Origin of the sequence: Limihaloglobus sulfuriphilus (assembly GCF_001999965.1) — a bacterium.
Classification (GTDB): Bacteria; Planctomycetota; Phycisphaerae; order Sedimentisphaerales; family Sedimentisphaeraceae; genus Limihaloglobus; species Limihaloglobus sulfuriphilus.
The window spans coordinates 953,480-970,363 of sequence record NZ_CP019646.1 but is presented as its reverse complement, the minus strand read 5'-3'; the positions used below and the strand labels follow the sequence as shown (position 1 = coordinate 970,363).

At 46.0% G+C, this 16,884-nt stretch carries 12 protein-coding genes; 6 read left to right on the top strand and 6 right to left on the bottom strand.

From position 1 onward, the window contains the following. The first annotated feature begins 22 nt into the window (after window positions 1-22). On the top strand, window positions 23-2,725 hold the full coding sequence (ppdK, locus tag SMSP2_RS03695) for a pyruvate, phosphate dikinase (RefSeq protein ID WP_146682670.1): 2,703 nt from the start codon (window positions 23-25) through the stop codon (window positions 2,723-2,725). Between the two features lie 115 nt (window positions 2,726-2,840). On the opposite strand, the gene dnaA is transcribed toward ppdK, so the two are convergent. Continuing rightward, entirely contained in the window at window positions 2,841-4,154 is a 1,314-nt protein-coding gene (gene dnaA / locus SMSP2_RS03690) for a chromosomal replication initiator protein DnaA (RefSeq protein ID WP_186804838.1), read from the bottom strand. Window positions 4,155-4,376: 222 nt separating this feature from the next. Here dnaA and polA point away from each other — a divergent pair, with 222 nt between their 5' ends. From polA to panC, 5 genes are all read left to right on the top strand, one after another. Further along, a complete protein-coding gene (polA, locus tag SMSP2_RS03685; RefSeq protein WP_146682668.1) occupies window positions 4,377-7,127 on the top strand; it encodes a DNA polymerase I in 2,751 nt (916 codons plus the stop codon). A gap of 70 nt (window positions 7,128-7,197) precedes the next feature. Continuing rightward, window positions 7,198-8,295 (top strand): aminopeptidase, encoded by a 1,098-nt coding sequence (locus SMSP2_RS03680; protein ID WP_146682667.1) that lies wholly within the window; start codon window positions 7,198-7,200, stop codon window positions 8,293-8,295. Beyond that, a complete protein-coding gene (locus SMSP2_RS03675) occupies window positions 8,296-9,678 on the top strand; it encodes a GH1 family beta-glucosidase (protein WP_222566394.1) in 1,383 nt (460 codons plus the stop codon). Between the two features lie 107 nt (window positions 9,679-9,785). Then, on the top strand, window positions 9,786-10,628 hold the full coding sequence (locus tag SMSP2_RS03670; protein WP_186804837.1) for an MBL fold metallo-hydrolase: 843 nt from the start codon (window positions 9,786-9,788) through the stop codon (window positions 10,626-10,628). Continuing rightward, on the top strand, window positions 10,606-11,466 hold the full coding sequence (panC, locus tag SMSP2_RS03665; protein ID WP_146682664.1) for a pantoate--beta-alanine ligase: 861 nt from the start codon (window positions 10,606-10,608) through the stop codon (window positions 11,464-11,466). The genes SMSP2_RS03670 and panC overlap by 23 nt, the downstream gene beginning before the upstream one ends. Here the strand turns inward: panC and SMSP2_RS03660 are convergent, their stop codons facing one another. Genes SMSP2_RS03660 through SMSP2_RS03640 form a run of 5 tightly spaced genes read right to left on the bottom strand, consistent with a single transcriptional unit; the run spans window position 11,467 to window position 16,857 of the window. Then, window positions 11,467-12,954: an SGNH/GDSL hydrolase family protein gene (locus SMSP2_RS03660; protein ID WP_146682663.1), complete on the bottom strand. Its 1,488-nt coding sequence runs from the start codon at window positions 12,952-12,954 to the stop codon at window positions 11,467-11,469. A 19-nt stretch (window positions 12,955-12,973) separates the two neighbouring features. Further along, window positions 12,974-13,825, bottom strand: a complete 852-nt coding sequence (gene prmC, locus SMSP2_RS03655) for a peptide chain release factor N(5)-glutamine methyltransferase (RefSeq protein WP_146682662.1) — start codon at window positions 13,823-13,825, stop codon at window positions 12,974-12,976. Window positions 13,826-13,848: 23 nt separating this feature from the next. Continuing rightward, the gene (locus SMSP2_RS03650) at window positions 13,849-15,360 is read right to left on the bottom strand and encodes an asparagine--tRNA ligase (protein ID WP_146682661.1); all 1,512 of its coding nucleotides are present in this window, start codon (window positions 15,358-15,360) and stop codon (window positions 13,849-13,851) included. Between the two features lie 45 nt (window positions 15,361-15,405). Next, window positions 15,406-15,846, bottom strand: coding sequence for a restriction endonuclease FokI C-terminal domain-containing protein (locus SMSP2_RS03645; protein WP_146682660.1), 441 nt, complete (start codon window positions 15,844-15,846; stop codon window positions 15,406-15,408). Window positions 15,847-15,879: 33 nt separating this feature from the next. Continuing rightward, window positions 15,880-16,857 (bottom strand): IS30 family transposase, encoded by a 978-nt coding sequence (locus SMSP2_RS03640; RefSeq protein WP_146682659.1) that lies wholly within the window; start codon window positions 16,855-16,857, stop codon window positions 15,880-15,882. Between the last annotated feature and the right edge of the window lie 27 nt (window positions 16,858-16,884).

Here is a 16,884-nt window from a genome sequence, read left to right as displayed (position 1 = left end):
TTCATACAGGAGAATTTTAAAAATGGCTGAAAAAAGAGTTTACTTCTTCGGCAGCAAAAAAGCCGAAGGCAAAGCTTCCATGAAGCAGCTTCTTGGCGGCAAAGGCGCCAATCTCGCTGAGATGACAAACCTCGGCGTTCCGGTACCTGCCGGTTTTACTATCGCCACGAATGTCTGCCAGGAATACTATTCAAACAACGCAAAATGGCCTGCGGGGCTCGAGGCTGAAGTTTCTAAAAACATTAAGAAACTCGAAACAGCAATGGGCAAGAAATTCGGCGACCCCAAGAACCCTCTGCTTGTCAGTGTCCGCAGCGGTGCCGCCGTATCTATGCCCGGTATGATGGACACAGTCCTCAACCTCGGTCTTAATGATGACGTTGTTGCCGGTCTTATTGAAATGACCAACAACCCCCGATTCGTGTACGATATCTACAGAAGATTTATAGACATGTACGGCGATGTTGTCATGGGCTGCAAACACGAAAAGTTTGAAGAAGCGCTCGAAGCAGCTAAGAAAAAGGCAAAAGTCGAGAACGACAACCAGCTTTCCGCAGAACAGCTGGCAGAGTTAGTCGAAAGCTATAAAAAAATATACAAAAAAAATATCGGCAAAATGTTCCCGCAGAAACCTCTCGATCAGCTCAAGGGTGCCATCGATGCGGTATTCGGCTCCTGGAACAGTGAGCGGGCTATTAAATACCGCCAGATCCACAAGATCGAAAATCTTCTGGGAACGGCCGTAAATGTCCAGGCCATGGTATTCGGAAATATGGGAGAAGACTGCGGAACGGGCGTGTGCTTCACACGTAACCCAAGTACCGGAGAAAAAGAACTTTATGGCGAATTTCTCATCAACGCCCAGGGCGAAGATGTCGTTGCGGGCATCAGAACACCTTTGGAAATGAAAAAACTTTCTAAGATCATGCCTAAGGCTTATAAAGAGCTTGTGGCATTGATGAAAAAACTCGAAAAACACTACAAAGACATGCAGGATATCGAGTTTACAATTGAACAGAAAAAACTTTATATCCTCCAGACACGAAACGGTAAACGCACCGCTGCCGCAGCCGTCAAATGTGCCGTGGATATGGTCGCCGAAAAGCTGATACCCAACAAGGTTGCCGTAACCAGGGTAATGCCCGAACAGCTTGACATGCTGCTGCACCCAAGTTTTGACAGTAAAGCAAAAAGAGATGTCATTGCTAAAGGTCTTCCCGCCTCACCCGGGGCAGCTGTAGGCCAGGTTGTATTTGACGCAGAGACAGCTGATGCCTGGGCAGCAGAGGGTAAAAAGGTTATTCTTGTAAGAATAGAGACCAGCCCTGAAGACATTTCAGGAATGCACGCGTCCGAAGGTATTCTTACCCAGAGAGGCGGCATGACTTCTCACGCCGCTGTGGTTGCACGCGGCATGGGCAAATGCTGTGTTGCCGGTGTTGGTGAAATCAGCGTTAACTACAAAACCAGAAAATTCACAGTCGGCAAAAAAACTGTCAAAGAAGGCGATTGGCTGAGCCTTGACGGCACCCGAGGCGAAGTAGCCATGGGCCAGATACCACTGGTTGAACCTAAAATGAGCGGCGATTTTGCCAAGTTTATGGCTATCTGCGACAAGGTGCGCAAATTAAAAGTACGCACAAACGCTGACACACCGGACGACGCGGCTGCAGCACGTGAATTTGGTGCTGAAGGAATCGGCCTTTGCAGAACAGAACACATGTTCTTTGAAGGTGAACGGATATGGCATGTTCGTTCCCTGATACTCGCGGCTGACGACTATGCGGCGATGAAAAAAGAACTTGCCGAAGCCGACAAAAAGGATGCCGCGGCCATCAAAAAGAAATATGCCGACACAAAGAAAAACTATGAAGGCGCTCTTAAGAAACTCCTTACATATCAGCGTAAAGATTTCGAAGGCATATTCAAAGCTATGAAGGGCCTCCCTGTAACGGTAAGACTGCTTGACCCGCCGCTGCATGAGTTCCTCCCTAATGACGCAGCTTCACAGAAAGAAATGGCAAGCCGGCTGAAAATTAAGCTCAAAGATGTCAAGAATATGGTTGAAAAACTTCATGAGTTTAACCCGATGCTTGGCCACCGCGGCTGCCGTCTTGCAGTTACATACCCCGAAATCTACAGGATGCAGGCCAGAGCCATAATTGAAGCAGCTCTCAAGCTCAGCACTCCAAAGAATAAGGTTATACCTGAAATCATGATTCCCCTTGTAGGTGAAGTCTCTGAACTGGCACAGGTTAAGGCCGAAGTTGTCGATGAGATTAAACAGGTGCTTAAGAAAAGCCGCAAGAAACTAACTTACAAGATTGGAACCATGATCGAGATTCCGCGTGCGGCACTGACTGCCGACGAGATCGCAAACGAGGCAGACTTCTTCAGCTTCGGCACCAACGACCTGACGCAGATGACTCTCGGTTTCAGCCGCGATGACATTGGCCGTTTTATAGGCCAGTATCTTGTAGAGGGAATCTACAAAGAAGATCCTTTCCAGGTGCTCGACCAGAACGGTGTTGGAAAACTTGTCAAAACAGGCATTGAACTGGGCCGTTCAGCCAAGAAACGTCTCAAGATTGGTATCTGCGGAGAACATGGCGGAGAACCTAAAACTGTAGCTTTCTGCCACGAACTCGGCATGAACTATGTCTCATGTTCACCCTATCGTGTTCCGATAGCAAGGCTCGCAGCAGCACAATCAGCTGTGAAATAAGCATTTAGAACACTATAAACAAACATTAAAGGCCGGCTCCTTCAGAGGGACCGGCCTTTTTGCATTTGATCTGTTTGAAATACAAGCTGCCTGATTGGCTGGTAAGCAGTTTGATTTAAGACGCTATCATCTCGGAAAGTTTCTGAATCTGCAGGTTAAGCTCCTCATCGTTTTCCTTGCACATCTTTATTTTATTGCAGGCATGCATAACAGTCGTATGATCCCTGCCGCCGAGATGGCCTCCAATTTCTTCGAGGCTCGAGCGGGTGTGTTTTCTGGCCAGGTACATCGAAACCTGTCTGGGCAGTGATATTGACTGGCTCCTTGATTTACTCTGTAAATCAGTGAGCTTAACGTTGTAATATTCCGCCACTATCTTTATGACGTCACTTATTGAAAGCTGACGCGTTCCCTGGTCTGACTCAACGCTGAGAGCCATGGTTGCCAGATCAAGGTCTATTTCACATTGCTCGGTCCTGGCAAGAGCATAAATCATTGTGAGAGCGCCTTCGAGCTCCCTGATATTTGCTTTTACGCGGCGTGCAATAAATTCTGCAACATCCTCAGAAATGACGAGCCCTCTCAGCTGCGCCTTTTTCTGGACAATTGCGATGCGTGTTTCGTATGTTGGAGGATCAATACGCGCCACAAGCCCCCATTTAAACCTGCTGACAAGCCTCTCTTCGAGCTGTTTCATCTCTCCGGGTGCTGAATCACCGCTGAGTACAATCTGTTTTTTACTTTCGTAAAGGGCATTGAAAGTATGGAAAAATTCTTCCTGGCTGCCCTCCCGCTCACGCAAAAACTGAACATCGTCGATAACAAGCGTATCAACATTGCGGAACTGCGATTGGAACTTTGTTACTGTTCCGTCTTTAATCGACTTTATAAAATTGTTAACAAATTCCTCACATGTCAGTATGCTGACCTTTGAAGCCGGGTGCGACTTGATCATTTCATAACAAATTCCATGTAGAAGATGGGTTTTACCCAGCCCGACCTTGCCATATAGAAACAGAGGGTTGTAAGTCTCACCGGGATTATTCGCCACTGCCACACAGCTGGCGTGCGCAAGGCGGTTACACGGGCCGACAACGAAATTATCAAAGGTCAAATCAGGATTGAGCCGACAGGACGCATCATGGTCATCAAAACCAGATGCCTGGGGCATAAAACCCGGTTCCAGTGTCATGAATTCGACCGTTACAAGATGTCCGGTTAAAGACTGCGCAGCCTTGTTGAAACTCGCAGAGGAGTTATTTATAAGGTACTGCACCATCGAGCTTTCAGGGCAGCCGATCTGCATAACCCCGCCGTCAAAAGTTATTAACTTCAGCTCATCAAACCATTTGCGATGGCTTTCAGGATCGAGGTCCTTTACCTTATTTATTATTTCATATAATGAAACTTGAGTTCCTTGAGAGGCCAAAAACTTATCCTTGCTAATCAGACTGACTAATTATAATTGCGTTAAAGACGATATTATATTTAAACTCTCATTGAAGTCAAACTTTGCGAGAGTATTTCAGGATCTATTTCAAACTTTAAAATATTTTGACTAAACATTTGAACTTAAACTCTCTCTATATTATTGACATTATTTGCGATACGTCCATAATCTATTAAACTAAAAGAAAGCCTGGAAATAATTATGAGCAAAGATTTATATATACTCGATGGACACAGCCACATATATTCGGCATACTACGCGCCCATGTCTGCCGCCCTCACTTCGCCGGCAGGCGAGCCGACAAAAGCTGTGTATATATTTACAAATATATTGATGAGCCTGATTAAACGCAAAAACCCCGAATATGTGGTGGTTGCGATGGACTCAAAAGGCAAGGGCTTTCGCGGCGAAATATACCCGGAGTACAAATCCAACAGACCCCCAATGCCTGAGGATCTGCGTCCACAAATTGAACGGGTACGGGAAATCCTTGATGCGCTGAGAATACCGGCTGTGACAGTTGAGAACTTCGAAGCTGATGATGTGATTGGAACGCTGAGCAGACAATGGGAATCTAACGGGGGAAATGTCTATATATGCAGCAAAGACAAAGACATGCAGCAGTTAATCAACAAGAGTACCTGTATATACGACATACAGAAAGACAAAGTAAAAGACGAGAACTGGATAAAAAACGAGCTGGGAATTGACCCCGTGCAGTTTATCGATGTGCTTGCTCTCCAGGGCGACAGTATTGACAATGTACCAGGCGTGCCCGATGTCGGTCCTAAAACTGCAATACAATGGATAGCCAAATACGGCACCATTGAGAATTTATATGAACATGCCGATGATATTAAAGGCAAGAGAGGCAAATCTTTACGTGATAATAAAGAACAGGCGATAATGAGCAAAAAACTTGTTACTATCGATTGCGACGCACCTGTTCAATTTGATCTCAATACAGCTAAACTGCAGGATCCTGACACAGGTAAGCTGACAAATATTTTTAGTGAGCTTGGATTTACAAAACTCGCTGCCGCGTTTGACCTGACATTAGCCAAACCGGAGCCTAAATCCGCCGGCAAAGCAGATCTGTTCGCGGCACTTGATGAGGGTCAGCAGGAAAGCCCTGCCGAATATTTGAATATCACTACAGTAAAACATGATTACAGGCTGGTCAACACCCCCGAAAAACTTGAAGACATGCTCAAAGACATAAGCCGCTTAGAGGAATTTGCCATTGACACCGAAACAACTTCATTAAATCCCGTCGATGCGTCACTTGTGGGGATAAGCCTATGCGGTACAAAGGGGCTGGCTTATTATCTGCCTGTCAAAGCTCCTATGGGGGACAAAAAACTTGAGACGGCGATTCTAAAAGAAAAACTCGGCCCGATTCTGACGGACTCATCAATAAAAAAGATTGGCCAGAATATCAAATATGACCTGATTGTACTTGAAAATGCCGGCTTTGAACTAAAAGGCGTTGTTTTTGACACAATGATCGCTTCATATGTCCTGGCAGCGGAGCGGAACAGCCATTCTATGGATAATATGGCCAGGGACTATCTTAAATATGAATGTATGCCGATCACAGAACTTATAGGCAAGGGTAAAAAACAGCGAACATTCGACAGTGTTGAAACCGCCCTGGCCTGTGAGTATGCCGCGGAGGATGCAGACATAACCTGGCAGCTTTACCAGTACCTTAAACCTGAGCTTACGGCCCGGCCGCAGCTGGAAAAGCTGTTCAACGAGATAGAAATGCCGCTTCTGTTTGTGCTCAAAACGCTTGAACAAAATGGGGTTGCATTAAACATATCAATACTAAAACAAATGTCACAGACATTGGCGGAACGCATTGAGATACTTTCAAACGCTATATACGACAAAACTGACAGTGATTTCAATATAGACTCCCCCAAACAGCTGTCAGAAGTTCTATTTGATAAACTCGGCCTGCCGCAGGTCAAAAAAAGAAGTACCGATATCCGTGTCCTGGAAGAACTTAGGACAGCCCACAGTTGCATTGATGATATCATAGAGTATCGGCAACTGACAAAACTCAAGAACACTTACATCGACAAACTGCCGACCATGATATCTCAGCGAAGCGGAAAACTGCACGCTTCTTTTAATCAAACAGTTACAGCAACGGGAAGACTGAGCTCTTCCAACCCAAACCTGCAAAACATTCCGATACGTACAGAGATCGGCAGAAAGATACGCTCGGCGTTTGTGCCGGGTGCGGCTGACCATGTTATATTAAGCGCTGATTACTCTCAGATTGAACTCCGAATATTGGCCCATCTATCCCAGGATCCGGGGCTTATGGAGGCGTTCGCTGACGGACGGGACATCCACAGCTTTGTAGCGCATCAGATTTTTAATGTTCCACTCGAAGATGTAACCCCTGATATGCGAAGCAAATGCAAGGCAGTTAATTACGGCATAATTTATGGGCAGGGAGCATTTGGGCTCTCCAACACAATCGGTATCTCACAGACAGAAGCCAGAGAATTTATCAACAGCTATTTTAAGCGTTACAGCTCAATTAAAATGTATATGGAGTCGTCTCTCGAGAATGCCCGCAAAAAAGGTTATGCAGAAACAATGTTCATGCGAAGACGCCCCGTATCCGGCATAAATTCTTCAAACTACAACATTCGTTCTCAGGCAGAGAGGATGGCTTTTAACACTATTTTGCAGGGCTCGGCCGCTGACCTTATCAAGATTGCAATGATAAATATCCAGAGGCGAATCGATGAAAAAAATGAACCTGTCCGCATGATACTTCAGGTACATGATGAGCTGGTCTTCGAGGTGCCGGAGAAAAATGTAGAAGAGCATTCCAGCTGGATTGTCTCTATGATGGAAAATGCTGTTGAGATGTCTGTACCGATAATAGCCGATTGCGGCTGGGGAAAAGACTGGTCAACCGGACATTAACAGCTAATAATAGGATTTCAGGATTTTCTGCTTTAGTACAGAATATGATAACAATTAAAGGAAATAAAATATGAACATCATTTATGAAAAATATGCCAGGGTTATAGTGGAGTACTCGCTGTCACTTAAACCCGGTGAAAAGGTTCTGGTAAATTCAGCGTATTTCGCAAAAGATTTTCTAAAAGTCGTTTATCGGCAGATACTTGAAGCCGGGGCTCACCCTGAGATAAAAATCAGCGTCCCCGGGCTCGAAAAAATCTTTTATGACTGTGCCTCAGATGAGCAGCTCGCATATATCCCTCCAACATCCAAGCTGGTGATGAACGAATATGATGCAATTCTCAACATTCGCTCTCCATATAATGTAAAAGAGCTTCAGAACGTAGCGGCGGAGAAAAAACAAAAAGTCAGCATGGCACGTGCCGAGCTGAACAAAACCTTTATGCGGCGGGCCGCTTCACATGAGCTTAAATGGACATTGTGTGTCTTCCCAGGACAGGCCGGTGCCCAGGAAGCGGGAATGAGCCTTGATGAATATGAGGATTTTGTCTATTCGGCGTGCTTCCTTTATGATGACGACCCAATAGCAAAGTGGTGCCAGCTCCGTGACAAACAGCAGAAAGTTGTAGATTATCTGAATACTAAAAGTCAAATTCGTTATCTCAGCTCTGATGTTGATGTTACGTTCAGCACAAAAGGCAGAACCTGGCTCAATTCCGCCGGCACAAACAACATGCCCAGCGGCGAGGTCTTTACTTCTCCCGTTGAGGACAGTGTCAACGGCAGAGCTCGCTTTTCATACCCCGGTATCTTTATGGGACAGGAAATAGAAGATATCACACTTGATATCAAGGACGGCGAAGTTGTCAGCTGGACCGCCAAAAAAGGACAGGAACTTCTTGACAAGGTATTTGACATCCCAGGCACAAGAAGATTCGGCGAAGTTGCGGTCGGCATGAACCACGGAATAACAAAGTTTACCCGAAACATGCTCTTTGATGAGAAAATCGGCGGCACAATACACATGGCCATCGGGGCTTCATATCCCGAAACCGGCGGCACTAATGAATCAAGTGTGCACTGGGATCTGCTGGCTGATATGACTAACGGCGGCGAAATATACGCTGACGGTGAAAAAATCTACGAAAACGGAAAATTTATTATTTAATTGAGAGATAAACTTATGGCATTTCCAGCTAACTTTAAATGGGGCACCGCAACGGCCTCTTATCAGATCGAGGGAGCCGCGTCACAGGATGGCAAAGGCCCAAGCACATGGGACATGATGTGCCGCAAAGAAAACGCTATTTTCAACAACGACACCGGTGACACAACCTGTGACCACTACAATCGTTACGAAGAAGACGTAGAAATTATGAAGCAGATGTCGATGCAGGCGTATCGTTTTTCTATCTGCTGGTCGAGAGTCCTGCCTCAAGGTACAGGGAAGGTGAATGAGGCCGGGCTGGATTTTTACAGCCGCCTTGTTGACAAACTGCTTGAAGACGGTATCGAGCCCTGGGTAACTCTGTTTCACTGGGATTATCCGTATCACCTGTACACACGCGGCGGCTGGCTGAACCCCAAAAGCCCTGAATGGTTTGCTGAATATACAGAAATCATTGTGGATAAACTAAGCGACCGTGTAAGCAACTGGATGACACTGAATGAACCGTACTGTTTTCTCTGGCTTGGCCACAAGACCGGAAATCATGCTCCGGGCGATAAACTTGGCCTTGAGCAGGTGCTGCTGGCAACACATAATGCCCTGAAGTCACACGGTATGGCTGTTAAAACCATTCGTGAAAAGGCAAAAAAACAACCCAATATAGGATTTGCTCCCGTAGGAAAGAGCTTTTATCCGCAGACGAACAGCCAGGAAGATATAAAAGCCGCTTACGAAATGACCTACAGCTTTGACAGTCCGGATTTATGGAACAGCACCTGGATCAACGACGCCGTCTTTAAAGGCTGCTACCCCCAAGACGGTCTGCGAGTGTTTGGAAAGAGTGTCCCCAAATTCACTGATGAGGACTTCAAAATTATATCAGAGCCGCTTGATTTCTTTGGATTTAATTTTTACCGTGCCCCGGCAGTAAGAATGGGGGATGACGGCCCGGAGATTCTATCCCCGAAAGCCGGAGACCCACTGACTCATTTTAACTGGCCCCTCAGCCCCGAAGGCCTCGAATGGGCGGCAAAGTTCCACCATGAGCGTTACAAACTGCCGCTGGTAGTTACAGAAAACGGCATGGCGAACTGCGACTGGGTGTTAAGTGACGGCACTGTGCGTGATTATCAGCGAATCGATTATCTCAAGCGATACATAACCGCCCTTCACCGTGCTATAGAAGCGGGTGCTGATATAAGAGGCTATTTTGTATGGACAACCATGGATAACTTTGAATGGGCTGAAGGCTTTTCAAAGCGTTTTGGTCTGGTACATGTGGACTACCAAACCCAGAAACGAACACCCAAACTCTCGGCGTGGTGGTACAAAAAAGTTGCTCAGACAAACGGTCTTCACGCATTAGAGGATGGACTTGATTGATTTTAGCAATAAGCTCTAATCCGCCCTTTTAAAATTGAACTGCATATTACTTTAAGAAAACATAAATGCCGAGCCACAAACTAATAGAAAAAAAAATTGATAAACTTATGACAGTTAGCGGTTACTCCGTAGCCGGCGAAGAAACTGTTGTTGCGGTACCGGAGCTTGATGTCTGTTTTGACATCGGCAAGTCTCCCGAGCAGTTTATACCCATAAACAACGTTCTGGTTTCACATGGGCATATAGACCACATTTCAGGGCTTGCCTACCATCTTTCACACCGGCAGTTCTGCGGCCAGAAAGCTGGAAACGTGTACGCCCACCCGGAGCTTATAGAACCAATAGGCCAGATTTTAACGGCCTGGGGAGTACTTGACGGCAGTCCTATAAAAGCTAATCTGATAGAAGTAAATGCCGGCAGCGAGTTTAAGATAAAGCCAAATATATTCGCGCGTGTATTCCAGACCTTCCACAACCGGACATCACTCGGATATACAATAATTGAACGCCGCAAAAAGTTAAAGCCTGAATTTTCTGGCTTGAGCGGCAAAGAAATCGTGAAACTAAAAAAAGAAGGCACCCAGATTGAAAATATCATTGAAATGCCTCTGGTAACTTACCTTGGAGACACTGCCGCTTGTGATTACTCGCATCTGGATTTTGTTAAAAACAGCCGCGTGCTGATAACAGAGTGCACTTTCTATATGGACGATAATTCTGAGCGGGCCAAAGCAGGCAAGCACACACATGTAAAACAGCTGCAGGAAATGTTAGAGCTGCTCAACAATGAGCATATTGTGATAACTCATATAAGCCAGCGGACATCTATAAGAGAAGCCAAGGCCAAGCTGAAAAAGCACTTGTCAGAGCAAATCTGGAATAAACTTACAGTACTTATGGATCTTTACCCTCAAAACAGAGCTGAAAATGGATATCGCCGAAAAAATTGAAGAAATCAAGGTATTAACCCGAAAAGCCCGTACATCGGGCAAAAGCATAGGTTTTGTGCCAACTATGGGCGCTCTTCATGCAGGTCACGTATCTCTTATAGAAGCCGCCTGCAGCCGGACAGATTATGTTGTGGTAAGCATTTTTGTTAATCCTGTTCAATTCAGCCCGGGAGAGGATCTGGAAAATTACCCGCGTACACTTGAGGATGACAGGGCAAAGTGTCAAAGCGCCGGCGCTGATTTGATATTTGTTCCTTCAGTCAAAGAAATGTATCCGGATAAACTCCAGTCATGGGTAGAGGTTGAGGGGCAACTGACCGAAAACCTCTGCGGCAAATCAAGGCCGGGCCATTTTAGAGGTGTAACCACGGTATGCGCAAAACTCTTCAATATTGTTATGCCTGACATCGCTTTTTTCGGCCGCAAAGACGCCCAGCAGGCCGCAGTGTTAAAAAAGATGGTAAAGGATTTGAATATGCCTCTGCAGCTTCAGGTCTGCCCGATAATACGCGAGAAGTCCGGTCTTGCAATGAGCAGCCGCAATAAATACCTCAGCGACAAAGAAAGACAAGATGCCGCGGTGCTGTACCAAAGCCTCGTTAAATGCAGAGAGATGGTCGATTCAGGAACAAGAAATGCACGTCTGCTTGTTGATACTATGCGAAAAATGATAAGCAATGTTGACGGGGCCGAGATTGACTATATACAAATCGTTGATCCTGATACGCTTGAGGATGTTGATACCGTTGAAAAACAGGCAATGGCCGCTCTTGCTGTAAAAATCGGCCCTGCCCGTCTGATCGACAATATCATGTTAAATGTTTCTGCTGCCGGCTGATTATTTCTTGGTAATTCCGATTTCAAGCTCTTTTACTATGCACTCAGCGACCTGACGGGCCATGGCTCTTGAGCCGTCTTCGTTATAGTGGACATTATTGGGCAGCTGATATTCGGAGAGACGGGGCTTAACAAGTCCGTAAAGATCGTTTATGCTCACTCCGTGTTTTTTCATCACCTGCGAAGCGGCCTGGTTGTACCTCGCGGCATCACCGATCTTGCGCCCGGCGTTACCGGGACCGACCGGTGTTGTCGAAGCAAATACCAGTTTTGCGCCGCTTGTTTTAAGAACTTCAACGAGCTTATCGAGGTTATCTGCGTACTCATTAACACTGCTTACCTGACTGCCCCTTTCTGCATCAAGAACAGTTCTGCCGCCGGGCTGTTTATAAAGGTACTTGAGGTCATGCAACCCCCAGTTGAAATGAATAAGATCCCACTTTCCCTGCTCTAAGCCGGCGTATTTGAGCTTATCATAGCCGCCGGCAGTAGCGCCTCCGTTGGTTGGTATCCGCTGAACTATTACTTTTCCCTCGAGTAAATCCTGTACATATTTTGTATATCCGATTGATATGGAATCGCCATAAATCAAAACTCTGGGCAAATCTGGTCTGGTTTCTACATATCTGTAGGCCGGTGCATCAATGTGTATTTTATGCGCGTTTAGAGCCCTTGTCCAGCAAAGCCTGGAAGAGTATATGTCGCTGCAATCAGCCATGTCAAGCACACTCAAGATACTCCAGCCGACCTCTGCGGCCAGAGCAAGTGATCCCTGCGGTTTAAAATGCACGCCGTCACCGCCCTGATAACTGCTGAGATTTGGTTTGATTACAGAATAAAGATTGTTGACCCTTACGCCGTGTTTCTCCATAACCGCAAAAGCAGCTTCATTATATGCTCTGACATCAGAATCGAGCATACTCGCGGCATTTCCGCCTGCGGGCGTAGTGGCGGCAAAAACAAGTTCAGCACCGCTTGATTTCATGAGTTTGATCAATTTTTCGAGATTAGCCGAATAAGCCTCAATGCTGTTAGCGGGAGCGGCCTTTTCTTTGTCAGGAACCACCCTGCCGTCATCTGTTTTGCTGAGACGCTTAAGGTCATGCAGCCCCCAGTTAAAATGAATGACATCCCAGCGCCCTTTTTCCATGCCGCAAAGCTCAAGATATTCCGCTCCGTGAAATGTGTCATCGCCGTTTGTCGGGATTCGCTGCACAATGGCTTTGCCCGCCAGCATGTCTTGAACATATTGCGTGTATCCTATCGATATAGAATCGCCGTAAATAAGAACCCGCGGCATATTGGGAGCTGCTTTAAAATATCTGAAAGACGGTGAGTCAAGCTGCGAGCCATCCTTAGGCCGGAATTTATCGAGTGTATTCTTCCAACACTGCTCAGATTCAAATATATCCCGGCAGTCACCGGCACTGTCGGCAGAAACAAACAACACTGAACATAAAACGAACAACAATGAAATCTTAGCGGCCATGATATTATCCTTTTATTATTTAAGCCGGAGATACAGCTGTTACCATTCTCCATTTTCCTGCTGTATCTTTGAATGATTTTACATCTATAAACGCCTGTTCTTCAAGCAGTTTTGTTACCGCTTCAGCCTGATCGAATCCTATCTCGAATATCACCATGCCCTGCTTTTCGAGGTAGTCAGGCAGTTTTTTTATAATCTTCCTGTAAACATCAAGGCCGTCATCTCCGCCGTTTAGAGCTTCTAAGGGTTCGTGAGCGGCAACATTCTTATCAAGCCGCTGTATTTCAGACGACTTTATATAAGGCGGATTCGACACTATAAGCTCGAATTTGCCCTCAATGTTTTCAAAAAGGTCGGACTTTGTAATAGTGATATTTTTCAGTGAATGATTTTCTGCGTTTTCTCGTGCCGTCTCAAGGGCTTTTTCTGATATGTCTGAAGCAGTAAGCTCAACTTCCGGGCAGTTATGAGCGATCGCCGCGGCTATACAGCCGCTGCCGGTGCAAAGATCAAGCACACGCGTTATACTCTTGCTGCGGATCAGGTCAATTGAGTGCTGAACAAGCATTTCCGTTTCCGGCCGCGGAATCAAACAGCCCGGCTTTACGTTTATACGCAGCGAATAAAACTCCCTGTATCCGACAATATAAGCAACAGGTTTATGCTCTCCCACTTCCTTAACCATCTGCCGCAGAGTATCAAGTTTATCCTGCGGTACCGGTTTTTCGAAATGCATGTACAGCTCAATTCTTTTCATGTTAAGAACGTGCGAAAGCAGCATCTCCGCTGTAAGCCGGGGAGAGTCAACATCCTTGCCGGTAAAGTACTGTTCCATCCATTCAAGAAGTCTGGTAGTTGTCCAGGTTGCCATTTAAGTAAACCAAATTGTCGTAATCATATCTCTATTTTATCCATCAGACGCGGAAATGCTATACACTGGCGAATATGCTTTTCTCCGGTAAGCCATGCTATTGTACGCTCTACGCCCAGGCCAAAGCCGCCGTGAGGGACAGAGCCGTACTTACGCAGATCAAGATACCACGAATAGTCCTGGGGGTTATATCCCTTCTCATTGATCCTCTCAAGCAGCATCTCATAGCTGTCTTCTCTCATCGAACCGCCTATTATCTCGCCAAAACCTGCCGGAGCGAGCATATCGAAGTTGTCCACCACACCTGCGTCTGATTCGTTTGATTTCATGTAAAACGCCTTTACGTCTTTGGGGTAATGCGTTACAAAAACCGGCCGGTCATGCATCATGGAGATGATTGTCTCGTCTGAGCCGCCAAGATCCTTGCCCCATTGAAATCCGGCTGCAAGTCTGGCATGTTTGGGATTGTTCTCAATCCTGCGTTTGAGCTCTGCTATCGCAGAGTTAATCTCTATTATCTCTGCCGCGGCTTTATCCTTTTGCCATTGCTTCTTCGCCTGGGACTGAGTTTCTGTAAGTTCTGCCAGCTTGTTCTCCGCATCTTCAAGTGAAGAACTAAGAGAGATTAGTTCATCTTCAAGATATTTAGCCGCTTTGGGGCCGGTCAGAATATCTACAGCTTCAGAATATGTAAGCCTGTAGAAAGGCTTTTTTATTTTCCGCAATGATTCAATATCTGAGCCCAGAAGTTCAAGATCGGAAATATTATTCTCAAGCACAGCCTTTATGATTGAGCAAACGAAATCCTCGGCAAGCTCCATAAGCTCATCAAGCGTGATAAAGGCAACTTCCGGCTCAACCATCCAGAACTCTGTTAGATGGCGGCGGGTTTTACTCTTTTCTGCCCGAAAAGTCGGACCAAAACAGTAAACCCTGCCGTGGCTCAATGCCCCGCACTCAAGATAAAGCTGTCCCGTCTGAGAGAGACAGGCTGTTTCGCCGAAATAATCGACATTGAACAGATTCTGCTCGCCCTCACCGGCAGCGGTAGTAAAAATCGGCGTATCAATAAGGATAAAGTCATTCGTGTTGAAAAAATCACGTATTGCGGCGATGACAGTATGGCGGACACGGTTCAGTGCCCACTGCCTCTGCGACCTTAAATGCAGGTGCCGGTTGGCCATAAGAAACTCAACGCCATGCGGCTTAGGCGTTATGGGGTAATCTTTGGTATCACAAAAAACCTTTGCCTCAGAGACTAAGATCTCATAGCCTCCAACGCTTCTCTCGTCTTTGCGTACCTGGCCGGTAATACAGAGAGAAGATTCCTGCCCAAGGTGTTTCAGTTCAGAAAAAAGCTCACCACTGACCATGGCCTTTTCAACGATGCACTGACAGAATCCGCTGCCGTCGCGAATCACTAAGAATAAGACTTTTCCGCCGCTTCGGCTCTTTTGCAGCCAGCCGGCTATTGTGACCTCTTCGCCGTTGTGCCCGGCAAGCTGATTTATCTTGCTTGTATAATATTGTGCCATTAAGATTTTGCCTTATTTAAGACTAACTAATTGTCAATAATAGAACTATTCTAAAAAATATTTAAAAAAGTCAATAACGTTACCCTTTTCTGACAGAACATCTTCTACGGTTTTTAATAAATGTTCTGTAGTAATCGAGCTACCTTTTATCTTCGTACGCCTCATAATATAGTCTAACTGTTTACGGTAGTGTCCAAGGAAGCTATTCGAAATAAAACCAAATCCTACTATTCCAGGATACTCGGCTCCTTTTAAATTTTTCCACCATTCGTTAGGGTTTTGCAATTGATTTTTAGTTATGTATTCTTCAATATATCTCACCATTTTGTCACGTTCGCCAGAAGGGATAGTAAATCCCGACTTATATGCTTTGCTGTCTAATATCAATCCATGGTCTGGTTTATCTTCAGGATGATAACATACAATCTCTGGACGGTTACCGCCTGACAAATGTTTGGCAATAACAATCTCATTTCGCGGATTCAACTCCCAAGTGCAATTAAGTTAAATCCTGTTTTGTTATCCTGTTAGTTTTTTCCTCTTATAGAATACTTCATTTGGGGTTAAAAATCCAAGAGATTTTCTGGGTCGATTATTCAGTCGATTCATTATGTGCTCAATCTTCTGATTGGTCAGCATTCGGATGTCACTTCCTTTTGGTACATACTGACGGATCAAGCCATTGGTATTCTCATTCAAGCCCCGCTGCCATGCACTGTAGGGATCGGCAAAGAAGACCTTAATTTTAAGGTTATGGGCAATAGATTCATGGTTTGAAAATTCTTTGCCATTGTCCACTGTCAGTGTATAGGTTCGTCGGGGCAGCGTGCCGATCAGGGCGATAATGGTCCGTTCAACCGCTTCGGCGGTATAACGATCTACCTTACCGATCAGCGTCAGCTTGCTTTTGCGGTCAACCAGGGTTACCAGGGCTCCCTGATGGTTTTTCCCCACGACGGTGTCGCCTTCCCAGTCCCCGATGCGGTTTTTTCTCTCTACAACCGGTGGGCGTTTTTCGATACCAACCCTGTTTTTGATCGTTCCACGCCGGTCCCGGCTGTTTCTTCGTTTTCTTCTTTGTTTGGTCCCGGCAATCCGCAGATGGGTATACAGGGTTTCTCCCCGGGCTTTATCCTGCCAAATGTGCTGGTAAATCCGCTCATGACTGACGGCCGGCCCCTGCCAGTGGGGATCGGTTTTCATGCGTTTTGCGATCTGCTCCGGCGAATGTTGCTGCCGGAGGCGGGATTCAATGTATTCTATCGTCTCCGGCTTCATTTTGACTGCTTTACGGGCGGCCATCCGTCGATATAAAGCCTTTTGCTGGGCCTGCTTAGGGCGATAGCCCCGCAGACCTGTATTGCGGGCCAGTTCCCTGCTGATCGTGCTGGGAGAAACGCCCAACGCCGCAGCTATTTGTTTTTGTTGATTTCCTGCTTGCTTCATGGCATATATTTCGATACGATCGTCTTCGGTGAGCTGCTTGTACGCTCTCATAAGTGTTCCTTTCGTTGAGGTCACCAT